This is a genomic window from Streptomyces sp. AK08-02 (assembly GCF_033795085.1).
Lineage (GTDB): Bacteria > Actinomycetota > Actinomycetes > Streptomycetales > Streptomycetaceae > Streptomyces > Streptomyces echiniscabiei.
This window is the reverse complement of sequence record NZ_JARAZV010000020.1, coordinates 1-15,626: the sequence shown is the minus strand read 5'-3', so window position 1 is coordinate 15,626 and position 15,626 is coordinate 1. Positions and strand designations below refer to the sequence as shown.

General features: G+C 68.0%; 9 protein-coding genes and 1 pseudogene. 6 read left to right on the top strand and 4 right to left on the bottom strand.

Features of this window, described 5'->3' with window-relative positions; all coding sequences use genetic code 11:
- Positions 1 to 77: 77 nt before the first annotated feature.
- From PV734_RS35915 to aspS, 3 genes are all read right to left on the bottom strand, one after another.
- A complete protein-coding gene (locus tag PV734_RS35915) occupies positions 78 to 1,007 on the bottom strand; it encodes an intradiol ring-cleavage dioxygenase (protein ID WP_319098627.1) in 930 nt (309 codons plus the stop codon).
- Positions 1,008 to 1,174: 167 nt separating this feature from the next.
- Positions 1,175 to 2,098 carry an intradiol ring-cleavage dioxygenase gene (locus tag PV734_RS35910; protein ID WP_319293593.1) on the bottom strand — a complete coding sequence of 308 codons (924 nt, stop codon included), beginning with the start codon at positions 2,096 to 2,098 and terminating at the stop codon, positions 1,175 to 1,177.
- Positions 2,099 to 2,231: 133 nt separating this feature from the next.
- Positions 2,232 to 3,995: an aspartate--tRNA ligase gene (gene aspS, locus PV734_RS35905; RefSeq protein WP_319293591.1), complete on the bottom strand. Its 1,764-nt coding sequence runs from the start codon at positions 3,993 to 3,995 to the stop codon at positions 2,232 to 2,234.
- Between the two features lie 243 nt (positions 3,996 to 4,238).
- Here aspS and PV734_RS35900 point away from each other — a divergent pair, with 243 nt between their 5' ends.
- The 3 genes from PV734_RS35900 to PV734_RS35890 all read left to right on the top strand — a co-directional run bounded on the left by PV734_RS35900 (position 4,239) and on the right by PV734_RS35890 (position 8,880).
- Positions 4,239 to 6,476: a SpoIIE family protein phosphatase gene (locus PV734_RS35900; protein WP_319293588.1), complete on the top strand. Its 2,238-nt coding sequence runs from the start codon at positions 4,239 to 4,241 to the stop codon at positions 6,474 to 6,476.
- Between the two features lie 44 nt (positions 6,477 to 6,520).
- On the top strand, positions 6,521 to 7,924 hold the full coding sequence (locus PV734_RS35895) for a cytochrome P450 (RefSeq protein WP_319293586.1): 1,404 nt from the start codon (positions 6,521 to 6,523) through the stop codon (positions 7,922 to 7,924).
- Positions 7,925 to 8,010: 86 nt separating this feature from the next.
- Positions 8,011 to 8,880 (top strand): Bro-N domain-containing protein, encoded by an 870-nt coding sequence (locus PV734_RS35890; RefSeq protein WP_319293584.1) that lies wholly within the window; start codon positions 8,011 to 8,013, stop codon positions 8,878 to 8,880.
- Between the two features lie 90 nt (positions 8,881 to 8,970).
- Here the strand turns inward: PV734_RS35890 and PV734_RS35885 are convergent.
- A pseudogene (locus PV734_RS35885) lies at positions 8,971 to 9,720 on the bottom strand (pirin family protein); the annotation flags it as partial.
- Positions 9,721 to 9,762: 42 nt separating this feature from the next.
- Between PV734_RS35885 and PV734_RS35880 the strand changes: the two are divergent.
- From PV734_RS35880 to PV734_RS35875, 3 genes are all read left to right on the top strand, one after another.
- Positions 9,763 to 11,541: a recombinase family protein gene (locus tag PV734_RS35880; protein WP_319098632.1), complete on the top strand. Its 1,779-nt coding sequence runs from the start codon at positions 9,763 to 9,765 to the stop codon at positions 11,539 to 11,541.
- 414 nt (positions 11,542 to 11,955) lie between these two features.
- The gene (locus PV734_RS45945; RefSeq protein WP_415924324.1) at positions 11,956 to 12,564 is read left to right on the top strand and encodes a hypothetical protein; all 609 of its coding nucleotides are present in this window, start codon (positions 11,956 to 11,958) and stop codon (positions 12,562 to 12,564) included.
- Positions 12,565 to 13,568: 1,004 nt separating this feature from the next.
- Positions 13,569 to 15,488, top strand: a complete 1,920-nt coding sequence (locus PV734_RS35875; protein ID WP_319293582.1) for a DUF6531 domain-containing protein — start codon at positions 13,569 to 13,571, stop codon at positions 15,486 to 15,488.
- Positions 15,489 to 15,626 lie beyond the last annotated feature (138 nt).

The following is a 15,626-nucleotide window of genomic DNA, read 5'->3' as shown; positions in this document are numbered from 1 at the left end:
AACCTGGGGGAAGGTTCCGGGCCCCGTTCGCCGGGTCGTTCGCCGGGCCATACGTACGCGAGTGAGTGCGTGCGTGCTTACGTGCCCTCGTGGGTGGCCGCGGGGTCGACACCCATCGTGATGGAGCCGATCACACCCTTCGCGATGTTCTTCTTGTCGTACTTCAGCTTGAGCAGACCGCCCGCGGTACCGCTCTGGTCGTAGATCGTGTCCTCGGTGAGCGTCGTGCGCTCGGTCGTCGACGTCGAGTACGGCTCGACCTCGGCGGAGGCGAGCACCGACGCCTCGTCGAGGAAGAACTGACCGGTGTGGCAGGTGGTGCCGCCCTCGTAACCGGCGTCCGTCCAGGTGCCGTCCACGTGCACCTTCGTGTGGATGTGGACGGTGCGGCCCCGGTACCAGCCCGGGAAGACCGTCTTGAAGGTGACCCGGCCCTGCCGGTCCGTCTTCCAGGTGCCGCGCAGGTAGCGCTTGTCGTCGGTGGGCTCCTCGTGCACACCACCACCGCCCGTACCGCCGGAGGGAGCACCGGAAGGCGCGTCGGTCGGCGGCTCACCGGTCGGGGTGCCGGAAGGGGCGTCGGTCGGGGCGCCGCCACCGCCGCCGGTGGAGAGGCTCTCGTAGCCGGAGTACAGACCCAGCGCGTCGCAGTGCCAGATGTCGACGGCGGCGTTGACGACCGGCTTGCACGTCTCGGAGTCGATCACCCGCAGGCTCAGGGTCAGCGGGATGCCTTCCTTGTCCTCGGTGATGTCCCGGCGGAGCTTGTCCGCGTCGATGTAGTAGGGACCCTCGGTGGTCTCCGAGGTGAGCGTGTAGCAGACCTCCGAGCTGCTGCTGGACGCTTTGGGGGTGGGGGTCTTCGTGCCCTTGCCCGTCTCACCCGCGAACGCGCCCGCCGCGAGTCCGCCCGCGACGCCCACCGCGGCGACCGCTCCGGCGCCGGTGACGACGACCTTGCGACGTGTCAGATCCCGTTTGTGCTTCGGCCCTTGGTTCTCTGTCATGACGCTGGAACCTAGGTAAGAGGCCTGTCAAGAGCATGGGAAAGGACTGTGCTTTCCCTTGCCCTTTCCCGAAGGGGGTGCGGGAAACAGCCAACCGTTTCCCGCACCCTTCCGTATGCCGACCTTCTCTATGCCCTCCTCCCGTATGTCCGCCTTTTGTTCGTGAATCAATTACTGTCGTGCGTCTCGTCCGGCGCCACACCCATCGTCAGTTCGGCAAGGACTCCGCGCCCGATGTCCCGCTTCCTGTACCTCAGCCGCAGCAGCCCGCCCTCGGCGCCGTTGTCCGGGTAGATCGTGTCCTCGTCGAGGGTCGTACGGGTCGCCGTGTTCGTCGAGTACGGCGCCACCTCCGCCGAGAGCAGCACCGACTCCTCGTCGAAGAACAGCTGGCCCGTGTGGCAGGTGTGCCCGCCCTCGTAGCCGGCGTCGGTCCAGGTGCCGTCCACGTGCACCTTGACGTGGATGTGGACGCAGCGGCCCCGGTACCAGCCCGGGAACACGGTCCGGAAGGTGACCTGGCCGTGCCGGTCCGTCCTCCACGTACCGCGCAGATAGCGCTCGTCGTCGGTCGGCTCCTGATGGCCGCCGGGGCCGCCGGGACCGCCCGACGGGGGTGGACCTGTGGGTATGTCGGTCGGCGCGCCGGACGGCGGGGTGTCGCCGCCCCCGCCGCCACCACCGTTGCCCATGTCCTCGTACCCGGAGTAGATGCCGAGCGCCGAGCAGTGCCAGATGTCGACGGCCGCGTTCCGCACCGGCCGGCAGGTCTCGGCGTCGATCACCTTGAGCCTGAGGGTGAGGGGGATGCCCTCCTCGTCCTCGGTGACGTCCTGGCGGAGCTTGTCCGCGTCGATGTAGTACGGGCCCTCGGTGGTCTCCGTGGTCAGCAGATAGCAGGCCTCGGGAGTGCCGGAGGGGGTGCCTGACGGGGTACCGGAGAGGCCGCCGGGCGCGCCCTTGCCCTCCGGCGTTCCCTGCGCGGACGCCAGTCCGGCGCCCAGCGCCACCGCGGTGGCCGTGACCGCCGTCGCGCCACCGGCGACGACGACTCTGCGGCGCGTGAATTCTTCCTTGGGGGTCTCTGTCATGGCCCCGGAGATTATGAACGCGACCTGTCAGAGAGCTGTGATTTCCCGCGTTTCCTGAGCACCACATAAGAATGGCTCGGAATCGCCGCCGATTCCGAGCCATTCCCACAACAAGCGCGATTGCCTGCCGAATTTACTTCGGCTGCGGCTTCCGCACCGAAATGTGCAGCTCCCGAAGCCTCGTCTCCTCCAGCTCCGTCGGCGCGCCCATCATCAGGTCCTGGGCGTTGCCGTTGAGCGGGAACGCGATCGTCTCGCGGATGTTCGGCTCGTCGGCGAGAAGCATGACGATGCGGTCCACGCCGGGGGCGATGCCACCGTGCGGAGGAGCGCCGAAGCGCAGCGCGCGGAGCATACCGGCGAACTCGCGCTCGACCGTCTCCTCGTCGTAGCCCGCGAGGCCGAACGCCTTCAGCATGATGTCGGGCTCGTGGTTACGGATGGCGCCGGAGGAGAGCTCCGTACCGTTGCAGACGATGTCGTACTGCCAGGCCAGGACGTCCAGCGGGTCCTGGGTCTCCAGGGCCTCCATGCCACCCTGGGGCATCGAGAACGGGTTGTGGGAGAAGTCGATCTTCCCGGTCTCCTCGTCCTTCTCGAACATCGGGAAGTCGACGATCCAGCAGAACCGGAAGACGTTCTCCTCGAAGTGCCCGGCGCGCTTGGCGGCCTCGACGCGCACCGCACCCATGATCTTCGAGACCTCGTCGAACTCGCCCGCGCCGAAGAACACGGCGTGTCCTGCGGCCAGGGAGAGCCGCTTGGTCAGCTCGGCGACGTTCTCCTCGGTGAGGAACTTGGCGATCGGCCCGGACAGCGAACCGTCCTCCGTGACCCGCACCCAGGCCAGGCCCTTCGCGCCCAGCGTGACGGCGAAGTCACCGAGCTGGTCGAAGAACTTCCGGGACTGCGACGCCACGTCCGGCACCGGCAGGGCGCGTACGTGCTTGCCCGCGAAGGCCTTGAACTCCGAGCCCTCGAAGACATCGGTGATGTCGACCAGCTCCAGCTGGGCGCGCAGGTCCGGCTTGTCGGAGCCGTACTTCAGCATCGACTCGCGGAACGGGATGCGCGGGAAGGGCGAGGTGACCTCACGGCCGTTGCCGAACTCGGTGAACAGCTCGGTCATCAGCCGCTCGATCGGCTGGAAGACGTCCTCCTGCTCGACGAAGCTCATCTCGACGTCGAGCTGGTAGAACTCGCCCGGCGAACGGTCCGCGCGCGCGTCCTCGTCACGGAAACAGGGCGCGATCTGGAAGTAGCGGTCGAACCCGGAGATCATCAGCAGCTGCTTGAACTGCTGCGGGGCCTGCGGCAGCGCGTAGAACCTGCCCGGGTTGAGGCGGGACGGGACGACGAAGTCGCGGGCGCCTTCCGGGGAGGTCGCCGTCAGGATCGGCGTGGCCATCTCGTTGAAGCCCAGCGCGGTCATCTTGTGACGGATCGCCGAGATGACAGCCGTACGCAGCATGATGTTGCGGTGCATGCGCTCGCGGCGCAGGTCCAGGAAGCGGTACTCCAGGCGCCGCTCCTCGTTGACCCCGTCCTCGGCGTTGATCGTGAAGGGCAGCGGCTGGGCGGCGCCGAGCAGCTCCACCTCGCCGACCTCGACCTCGACCTCACCCGTGGGCAGCTCGGAGTTGATGTTCTCCGCGCCGCGCGAGACGACCTTGCCGTCGACGCGGACCGTCGACTCCTTGGAGACCTTGTCGAGGGTCTCGTAGGCGGGCGTGCCGGGGCGGGCGACGAGCTGCGTGATGCCGTGGTGATCGCGCAGGTCGATGAAGAGGATGCCGCCCAGGTCGCGCCGATTGTGCAGCCAGCCGCTCAGCCGGACGTCGCTGCCGACGTCAGAGGCGCGGAGCTCGCCGCAGGTGTGGGACCTGTACCGATGCATCGTCGTTCATCCAGCCTTCGCGGATCGGGGATCGGGGTGTGTGTTTCGCGATCGCATGTTTCACGTGAAACACAGACCCAGGGTACCGGCCACCCCGAACCAGCTTCCCCGCAATTGTTCGCAGGCCCGGCCCGTACCCGCCCCGTACCCACCCCCACCCCCGCCCCCCGTACCCGCTCCTTCACACGGTGCCCCGTACAGCTTGGGTGGCACGCTCCGATCACCTCTCCATAAAGTAGGTCAATGCGCACTGGTGAGCCCCTGCCCGCCGTGGGGGACGTCCTGGTCGCCCTCGCGACCGGTCTGTGGCATTGGGACACAGCAACACAACTGGTCACGCTCGACTCCGAGGCGGCCCGCCTGCTCGGCCTGCCCGCCCAGCCGACCACCCTGACGGAGGCCGCGACCCGGGCCCGCCTCCACCCGGTCGACTGGAACGAGATCACCGGCGTCATCCAGCTCGCCGTGGCCGAGGACAGCATCGCCGAGATCCGGGTGCGGGTCATGGACGAGCAGGGCCGGGTGATCCGTACCGCACGCAGCCGTGCGAAGCCGACCTTCGACCTCGACCGCAAGGCGTACGACGTGCTGGGCACCCTCCAGGAGGTCACCGAGCCTCCGCCGGGCGCCGCCGCACGCACCCCGGTCACCGGCGACTGGCGCCGCTCCCGCGAGGCGTTCCTGCTGGACGCGGGCCGGGCACTGGCCGAGGCGCGGTCCACGGAGGAGGTGCTGCGGGTCGCGGCCGGCCTGTCGATGCCGGGCTTCTCACCGGACGGCCTCGCCGTCTTCGGCGTCCAGGGCGACCGCCTCACCGTCGTCGGGCACCACGGCCAGCGCCCCGGCGACGAGCGCCCCTTCTCCCACATGCCCCTGGAGACCGACTATCCGGCCGCCGAGGTGGTCCGCACCGGCCGGGCCGTCTACCTCTCCTCCCCCGAGGCCTACAAGATCCGGTACCCCACCGCCTGGCCTCTCGCCCAGGTGTTCGACCGCCAGTCCTGGGCGTTCCTGCCCCTGACCGTCGCGGGCCGCACGATGGGCGCCTGGATGGCGGGCTTCGCCTACCCGGTCAGCTTCACCCCCGACGAACGCTCCGTCCTGACGACTGTCGCCCGCATGCTCGCCCAGGCCCTCTCCCGCGCGGGCGTGGCCGAGTCGGAACGCGAGCTGACCGACGGCCTCCAGCGGTCCATGCTGCCCACCCTCGGCCCCGAGATACCCGGCATGGACGTCGCCGCCCGCTACATACCGACCGGCGGCGGCCTCCAGGTCGGCGGCGACTGGTACGACATGATCCCGCTGCCCGGCGGCGGACGCTTCGCCCTGGTCATCGGCGACGTCCAGGGCCACGACGTCCGCGCCGCCGGTCTGATGGGCCAGCTCCGGATAGCGCTGCGCGCCTACGCCTCCGAGGGCCACCGCCCCGACGCGGTCCTCTCCCGCGCTTCGCGCTTCCTGCACGGCATCACCCACAACGCCGTCCACGACGGCGACAGCGCGGGCGGCGACCTGCGCTTCGCGACCTGCCTGTACGTCGAGGTCGACCCCGCGACCGGCGTTCTGGAGATCGCCCGCGCCGGCCACCCGGACCCGGCGATCCGGATGGCGGACGGCACGGTACTGGCCCGCCCGACAGCGGGCGGGCTGCCCCTGGGCATCGACCCGGACGCCGACTACCCCACCACCCTTCTGGCCCTGGAACCCGACGAGACCATGCTCCTGTGCACCGACGGCCTGATCGAGACCGGCGGCCACGACCTGGAGACGGGCTGGCAGCGCATCCGCAGGACCCTGGAGGACCACAAGGGAGAGATCAGGGACGACGGTCTGGAGGAACTGGCCGACGCCCTGGTCCAGGCCGTGCACGGCCCCTCCTCCCACCACACCACGGGTCCGCTGGCCGATCGCCGCGAGGACGACATAGCGCTGCTGCTACTGAGCCGCCCCGGCGAGTACTCCACCGACGGCGCGCTGCCGCCGGTGCCACTCCCCACCGTCCGGCGCACCATGCTGACGATCGCCCAGGCGGAACCCGAGCGCGTCGCCGTCGCCCGCCAGCAGCTGCGCGAACAGCTACACGACTGGCCATGTCCCGACCAGGTCGACTCGGCGGTCCTCCTGATCTCGGAAACGGCCACCAACGTCCTGGTCCACACGGACGCCGACGCCCTGGTCGTCGCCGAGGTCACGGGCGACCCGGGCAGGCGCCGCATCCGCGTCGAGGTCACGGACGTGAGCGACGACCTCCCGCACAAACGCCGCCCGGGCGAACTGGCCTCGTCGGGCCGGGGACTGATGCTGATCGAGATGCTCGCGGACGCGTGGGGGGTCAACCCCCGGGGCGAGGGCAAGAGCATCTGGTTCGAGCTGTACGAGAGGACCCAGGAGGAGAAGGAGGAGAAAGAGGCGCTGAAGTCGACGGAAGAGCTGGAACATCTGGAGGAACTGGAGGAACTGGAGGAACTGGAGAGCGAGTAGGCGAAGACACCCCCGGGGAGCCGCGAAACGCGGATGATATGACCATGGCCGTCACGCGAACCGCCCGCAGGACCGCACCCGGGACCCGCCACACCCCCGCTCCCGTACCCGGCCCCACCGGCCACCCCCTCCTGGGCTCCGCCCTCGACCTCCGCAGGGACCCGCTCGGCACCTTCGTCCGCGCCCAGCGGGAGTACGGCGACGTGGTCCGCGTGGCCGCCGGTCCACCCGGCCTTCGTACGGTCCTGTACTGCGTGTTCTCCCCCGAGGGCGCCCAACAGGTCCTGGCCGCACGGGCCGCCGACTTCCGCAAGGACAACGCCTTCTACGAGGAGATACGCCAAACCGGCGGCAACGGCCTCCTCACCAGCCAGGACGACGACTACCTCCGCCAACGCCGCCTGATCCAGCCCCTGTTCACCAAGAAGCGGGTCGACGGCTACGCCACGACGATCACCCACGAGGCCGAGGCGACAGCGGAACGCTGGCGGAACCAGACCGAGGTGGACGTCGTACGGGAGATGGACCGGCTGGCGCTGCGGACGGTCACCCGGGTGCTGTTCGGCGCGGATGTCGAGGCCGCGGTGGACGTCGTCCACGCCAACTTCCCGGTCATCAGCGCGTACATCACGGGGCGGGCCTACTCCCCGCTCAGGATTCCGCGCACCTGGCCCACCCCGTCCAACAGACGGGCGGCCGCGGCGACCCGGGAGGTGTACGAGGTCTGCGACCGGATCATCGCGACGCGTCGGAGCGACGGAACCGCAACCGAGGACCAGGGCGACGACCTGCTCTCCCTCCTCTCCCGGGCGCAGAACGACGAGGACGGCAGCCTCGACGCCACCGAACTCCGCGACCAGGTCCTGGTGTTCCTGCTCGCCGGCCACGAAACGACGGCGACGTCACTGGCCTTCGCCCTCCGCCTCCTGGCCCGTCACCCCGAGGTGCGGGCCCGGGCCCACGAGGAGATCGACGCGCTGCCCCCGGGGGAGCCCTGGACGGCGGCGACCGTGGACCAACTCCCGTATCTGACGAGGGTCCTGAAGGAGACGATGCGGCTGTATCCGGCCGCTCCGCTGGTGGGCAGACGGGCGGTGGCGGACACGGAGATCGACGGGCACGTCGTCCCGGCGGGCGCGGACGTCCTGATCGCCCCCTGGGTCACCCACCGCCACCCGGCCCACTGGGACAACCCCGACCGCTTCGACCCGGACCGCTTCACCCCCGACCGGGAATCCGCCCGCCACCGCTACGCATGGCTCCCGTTCGGCGGCGGCCCGCGCGCGTGCATCGGCCGCCACTTCTCGATGCTGGAGTCGGTCCTGGCCCTGGCGGTACTGCTCCGCGAGTACGACGTCGAGGCACCGGACACGGAGATGCCGGTGACGGCGGCGATCACGCTGCAGGCGGTGGGGGAGGGCCGGGTGGGGGTGCGGTCCCGGAGATGACGCGTCAGCACAACGAGTGAACATCATTGCTTCAAAAACGAGTTGCACTCCCACCTGCCTATTTTCGGAGGCGGAGGTGATGCTCGATGAACGAGCAGAACAACACGCGCAAAGACGCGATCGACATCAACGACTTCGTGTACGCGGCCACGGGGGCGCGGGTACGGAGGCTGACGATGCCGGACGGGACGCACTGGTTTCCCGCGACGGACGTACTCAACAAGCTGGGGTACAGGAACCCTCAAAAAACTCTGACGGACCATGTCCCCACAGAGCACCGAGAGTCTCTCGAGACCGTAACTGGAGGGCACGGTCTCAGCATTCCCGCAGGTCGGGAGTGGCGCCGAGACATGAATCTCGTGGACCTCCAAGGTCTGATCCGGTTGGTCAACGGCTGTACCAAACCGTCGGCACGGCCGTTCAAGGCCTGGGTCTCCGAAGTCATCGTCGCCATCCAGCGCGACGGCTCCTACTCCCTCGAACCCGCAGTCCTGCAACCCACCCCGACCACCGTCACCGCCTACGCGGTCCCCCAGCAACTCGCCGACGCCCTCGTCCGTCTCGAACAACGCGTCGACCGCCAGGACGAAGCCCTGCGCCAGATCGACACCAAGCAGAACGCGATCGTCGACCTGCTCAGGGACATCACCCAGACCCTCCGCCACACAGGCGACCGAACCCGCCAGGTCCAAGCCCCGGAGCTGACACCCCAACAGCTCCTGTCCAACTGGAAGTCCAGGAACCTCGTCGTCACCGAGGACGTCCACAAGGTCGCCGCCCACCTCGCCCCGGCCCTGCTGCACGGCGGCGCCAACTACAGCGTGGAGGAGATCTCCGTCCACACCGAGCTCTCACCGGACCGCGTCCGCCACAGCCTGAAGCTGCTGTCCAAGCAGGGATGCGTACGCGAGGCCGGCCGCACTCCGGACGACGCTCCGTTCTACGTGCTGCCGTAGTCCGGTAGCCCCCAGGAAAGACGGGCCCGAAGCCGCAAAACAAGGTTGCGGCTTCGGGCCCGTTCGTACAGTACTGAACTTTCCTACGGCCTACAGGCCACCCTCGGACATTCCATGCACCGCCGGGACAGTTCCCAGCCGGCCCTTCTGGAAGTCCTCGAACGCCTGCTCAAGCTCCGCCCTCGTGTTCATCACGAAGGGACCGTAGTGAGCCATCGGCTCCCGGATCGGCCGGCCGCCGAGGAGGACGACCTCCAGGTCCGGGCTGTTCGCGTCCTGCAGCTCGTCCGCACGGAACGTGATCGAGGAACCCGCGCCGAACACCGCCGTCTGACCCTTGTGCACCGCCCGCCGGTCCGCACCGACGCTGCCGCGCCCGGCGAGAACGTACGCGAGGCCGTTGAAGTCCTCCCGCCAGGGGAGGGTGACCTCCGCGCCCGGGGCCACCGTGGCGTGGACCAGGCTGATCGGGGTGTGGGTGATACCGGGACCCTGGTGACCGTCCAGCTCACCGGCGATGACGCGCAGGAGCGCGCCGCCGTCGTGGGACGTGAGCAGCTGGACCTGGCCACCGCGGATGTCCTGGTAGCGCGGGGCCATCATCTTGTCCTTGGCCGGGAGGTTCACCCACAGCTGGATGCCGTGGAAGAGACCGCCGGACACGACCAGCGACTCCGGCGGCGCCTCGATGTGGAGGAGACCCGAACCGGCCGTCATCCACTGGGTGTCACCGTTGGTGATGGTGCCGCCGCCCTGGCTGTCCTGGTGGTCGAAGATCCCGTCGATGATGTAGGTGACGGTCTCGAAACCGCGGTGCGGGTGCCAGGGGGTGTCCTTGGGTGAAACCAGTTGGGGGTTCAAAAAATCAGCTAGAGTCCCCACATGATCAGACCAGGGGTGGTGACCGGCATGGACATCCATGCAGGTGTCTATGGGCGTCAGTCCGTGGGGCGCGCCAACAAGTCCGAGGTCAGCACGGTCACGCAGCGCGCTGCGGGTGTGGCCGAGGCCCAGCGGCGCGGGGCCGTCAGCATCACCGAGTACGAGGACCTCGGTATATCCGCGTTCACGGGCGACAACCGCCCCGACTTCGACCGGCTGTTGAAGGACTGCCACGACGGCCGGATCAACCTGATCATCGTCTACTACATCAGCCGCCTGTCGCGGATGGACCCGCTCGACGCCATCCCCATCGTCACGGAACTGCTCAACCTCGGTGTGACGATCATGAGCCTCACCGAGGGCGAGTTCCGCAAGGGCAATCTGATGGACCTGATCCATCTGATCCTGCGGCTCGACGCGGCTCACAGTGAGAGCAAGAACAAGAGCGACGCGGTGCGGAGCGCGAAGAAAACGGCCCGCGAACTCGGCGGATACGTGGGCGGCAAGCCGCCGTATGGCTTCCGCATGGTTCCCACGACGCGAACGACGCCTGACGGCAGGCCCGTCGTGATCCAGATCCTGGAGCACGAGCCCGACGAGGTGCGGGTCATCCAGGACATGTGGGCGCGGATCAAGGAGCACAAGGACATGCCGTACCGGCCGGGAGGGGGACGGCGGCACCCGGGCTCTCTCACGGGCATCTGCGCCCAGATGACCGCCGACGGAGTCCCGACGAAGGGGCAGCGAGTCGGCAAGAAGACGAAGGACAGCGTCTGGGATCCGAAGACGGCCATGCGCATCCTTCGCGACCCCCGCATCGCGGGCTACGCGGCGACCCCGGTGTACAAGCGCCGGGAGGACGGCAAGCTGACGAGCACCATCGAGAGCTACCGCATCGAGCGTGACCCCGAGACCATGAAGCCGGTCGAGGCGTACCCGCCGATCATCCGACCGGACGACTGGCACGAACTGCAGAAGTGGCTGGACGGCAGAGGCCAGGGCAAGGGCCTGTCGCGTGGACACGCTGTACTCTCCGCCATGGACGTCCTGTTCTGCGACTGCGGCGCGGTCATGACGTCGCACCGCGCCACGACCCCCAACAAGGCCGCGTACCGCTGCCGCCGTCGGAAGGCGCTGCCGGGCCAGCACGAGGGCGAATGCACCATCAGCATGCAGAGCCTGGACCTGTACGTGGCCCGGCGCATCTTCGCCCTCATCCAGACCGCCGAGGACGACCCCGAGACGGCGGTCATTCTCGCCGAAGCCGCTCGGCAGTACGCGGCCCAGACGGAACAACCCGAGATCCTGGGCGAGCGCCGCAGTCTCATCACCGAACGCGCCGATGCCAAGCAGGCGCTGGAGGAGCTGTACGACAGGGACGAGGCCGGCGATTACGACGACCCCGTCGGACGGCGCCGCTTCCGCGAGCGCAGGGAACGGCTCCTCGGGCTCATGGAGAGGGCGGAGGCCCGTCTCGCCGAGCTGGAGGAGGCGGCGACGTCGACGCTGCCGATCCACCTGTGGCTGCCCATGGGCTCGGGGGATGTCGATCCGGTGGGCGAGGGCTCGTGGTGGGAGACCGCGACGACGCAGGAGCGCAGGGACTTCGTCAAGCTGTTCGTGCGCAGGCTCACGGTCTCCAAAGCGTCCGGTGCGGGGAAGTCGACGCCCGTCGAGAAGCGGGCGACGGTCGACTTCGTACGACCAAAACAGACCGAGGGCGATGCCCCACAGGCCGACGAATCGCGGCAGAAGGACGTGTTCGCGGCAGCGGTCTGACATGTCGCTGGCCCGGGAAGGGCGAGGGAACATACACCCACATCGCCGGTTAGGGAAACCGGCGATTCTTCGGAGCATTGACGGTGTCCTCGGGGGCGCCGGAGCAGCCGCGACGCTGCTCCGGCGCCTCTGTGTCTCCCAGCCATCAGGAGCCGTCTCTTGCATGAACCCGCACCCGAATTCAGCCCGGCCACCGCTTCGCCGGCCGGCGGTGGTTGCACTGACCTTCGCCAGCGGCATCACACAGCCGCGACGCATGACCGCACCCGCCCTCACACCGCTCGCCACCAGCGAATCGGCACCCCGCGGGCGTGCGCGGTGTCCGGGGCAGCCGAGCCGGTCATCGGTGACTGCGACTTCGGCCGCATCCTTGACGGCAAGCTGCTCGCCCAGCCGGTCTGGCGCCTGCTCACGATGTCGCCGCAGGCAGCGAAGAGCGTCGCGAGCGTATTCGGAGCCGAGCCGCAGCAGCGACTGGCCCCCAGCCCGGGACAGCTCGAAGTGGTAGCCGAGAAGGCCAGTCTCCGAGTCCTCGTCGAGGATCCCGGCAGGCTGACGGCGCAGATGAAACTGTGGGACTCGCGCGGCCTCGCGCACCACTGCGACGGGCGTGTGTTCTTGTCCCCGGAAGCTGATGCAGGTCACCCCTGCGCATGCCCACCCACCATGGTCGAACGCAGGGCGCGGGCCAGGCGTGGCCAGGGGCCACAGCCAGTCACGACTCTTCTGTTCCGCCTAGCCGAATGTCCTGACGTCGGCTCGTTCCGATTCAGGTCCTCTTCCTGGCGCTTCGCCGAGACGGTGGAAGGGATACGCACTCAACTGGCCACCGTGGGCGATCCCGCGCTCTGCGAACTCGCTCTCCAATCAGTCGAGTTCGCCACCCAAAAAAGCCGCCGAGTCTGCTACCACAAGCCGGTCGTGAGGGCGCTCGGTTCTTGGGCGTCCAACAGCGATGGGCCTCGTCACCTGAGCAGTGAGGGCTCTGGCTGCACAACCGCCCTCGTCAGGTCGGCGCCTTAGTCCACCCGTATTCGACAGGGCGGCCACCCTCGAACAATCCACTCGCTTAGCAGGCGCCCGTCTGCGCGCCACTCAGGAGCACTATGGAAGACGCTTCCACCGACCCGCCAAACGCCTCGAAGGCCATCTGGCCGCCGGTCGCCATTCCCGGCCAGACGCTTCTGTCTCTCGGCACAGAGCCTGATGGAGGCCAGCGCGCTCCCCTGTACGGCCCGGGGACCGAGCACGGTGCGGCGCGCCCCGGCGGGGAGTCGAGGGCGAAGACGAGCATCGCCTCGGCGCCGTGCAGGTCCATCCGAGGTCTATGGGGACTCCGACGGCCCGCCACAGACAATCGGCATGTTCACGCCATTTCACACAGGGCTGGGCGTATCTCGTCCATTTGAACAGGTAATTCATAATGGCGGACCGATCGCCCTCCGACGCTTTCAGCCAACTCGCATCCAACAGGTTCGCCCCCGGTGCCTCAGACCAAGAATCACTGCGTCACACCCTTCACAGCAGAAACACGGGGATACGCAGTGCGCACACGAGCACGAAGATCAGTCATCGCGGTCCTGATCCTGGCCCTGACAGCAATCGGGGGTGCCGTACCGGCCGGCGCCCTCCCCAACAGCCCCGCCACCGCTCTGGTGACGGCTCCTCAGATTGAGGCCCCATCTGCGGGCCGGACAGCGGCGGATCTGCCGAAGCCGCCCAAGGCGATGACGCTGGCGGAGCGGCGCAAACAGGTGAAGCAGTCCCAGGACGAGCTATCACCCATGCGCGGCTACAGAGACTCACCCACCAGGAAGCCGGTGGGCAAACCCCACCCCAGACCTAGCAAAGGCGCTATCGAGCGCCGCCTCGCAGCCGAGGGGAGCAAGACGCGCCAGCCCCGCGCAGCGGCGGCAACCGCTGATCCGGCATGGGTTTCGAGCTTGGCCCTGGCGTATCCGGCGAGTCTCAGCATCGGCGGGTACGTGAAGTTCTCCTCCGGCACCGGTTCATCCTATTCAGGGCTGGTGTTGATCATCCGGAACGAGGCGGGAGTCACTGTCCGTGCCAAGGAGATCAACAAGGCCACAGATGATCCATCGGGTAAGGCGCAAACGGACATTGGAGCCTGGTGTTACGGCTGGTGGGCGACCTCGACGGACCGCAATGACGAATGCTTCTGGTGGGGGACGACCGCTCTGGGCGGATACCTCGAAGACGGCAAGAAGTATTTTGCCCAGGTCCTGCTCAAGGGTTCGGACGGTACGTGGAGTCCGAATGGCACCACCTCCCCGCTGGTCGAGGCGTTCTACACCCCTGACATCCCCGGCGCCCAGGCCGGCATCTGCTCTTGCTACGGGCAGGCCCACCGTGCGGACCCGGTCAACACGGCTACTGGCATGTTCTTCGAGCAACTCACCGACGCTCAGATGGTCGGCGTTGGCGAACAGGTGTCCCTGGAGCGCACCTACCGTTCCGACTCCACTGCGGTCGGCCTGTTGGGCCCCGGCTGGGCGACGCCCTTTGACGCGAAGCTGACGATCGCCACCGGCAAGGTGACCTACCAGGCGGACGACGGAGCGAAGTTCGCCTTCACGCAGGCCAGTGACGGCACGTACACCGCACCTGCCGGTTCGGCGGCGAAGCTCGTCAAGGGCACCAGCACCTACACCGTCACCACGCCTGATCACACCAAGCGCACCTTCAGTAGCAGCGGTCAGCTCACCTCGGTTGTGGACGGCGTCGGCCAGGGCCTGACCCTGACGTACACGTCCGGAAAACTGTCTTCCGTTAAGGATGCTGCGGGCCGCACCACCAACTTCACCCTGAACGCCGACGGTCTGCTTTCCAACGTGGCTCTACCGGACGCCACTTCGGTGTCGTACGCCTATACGGGTGGTCTGCTGACCTCCGTCACCGATCCCGCGGGCAAGGTCTCCTCCTACGGCTACAACACGGACAAGCGGCTGACCTCCTACACCGACCCCGCGGGCGGCAAGGTCACCAATACCTACGATTCCAGCGGCCGAGTCAGCTCCCAGACCGACCCGAACGTCAAGACGACGAACTTCATCTGGGACGCCAGCGTCAACGCGTCGCACACCACGGCTCCCGATGGCGGTGTGTGGACCGACCTCTACGCAGGCAATGTGCTGATGGAAAGCATTGACCCCTATGGAAAGAGCGTTTCCTACGACTACGACCGCTATCTACGCCCGGTCGAGATAACCGACCAGCGTGGCAACACCACGTCGATGACGTACGACAGCGCCGGACGCATGCTCACCCGCAGCTCGCCGTCGTCGCTCGGATACTCCGAGAGCTGGACGTACGACACCGCCGGCAACATCCTCAGCCACACCGACGGGCGTGGCTACAAGACGTCGTACACCTACAACACGTCCAACCGACTGACCTCCGGGACAGATCCCCTCGGCGGGAAGACGTCGTACACCTACACGACGCTCGGCGCCCTGGAGACCGTGACGACCCCGCGCGGCAAGACGACGACGTACGGCTACGACGCAGCGGGCAACCGGACCTCGGTCACCACCCCGCTCGGCGAGAAGTCGACGTTCACATATGACGGTGCGGGCCGCATCCGTTCGAAGACAGACCCCCGAGGCAACGTCTCCGGCGCCGATCCCGCCGCGTACACCACGAAGTACACCTACGACGGTCGCGGTCTCCTCAACAGCGCCACCGATCCGCTGGGCCGCACCACCACCTACGGCTACAACGGTGCCGAACAGCTGACGTCGGCGAAGGACCCTGCGGGCAACACCACCACCTACGGGTACGACGACGCCGGAAACCTGACCCGGACCACCGACGCGGCCAGCAAGTCGGTCACTCGCACGTACGACTCGGGCGGCAGGCTCACGTCCGAAACGGATCCGCTGGGCAACAAAGCGACCTACACCTCGACAAGGTCGGCCGGATACTGAGCGCGGTCTCCGCGCGCGGCAACGTCTCTGGAGCCGACTCGGCCGCCTACACGACGAGCTACGCCTATGACGCGGTGGGTAACCGCATCACGGTGACCGGGCCAACAGGCGCGACCGTCAGCACCGAGTACGACGCAG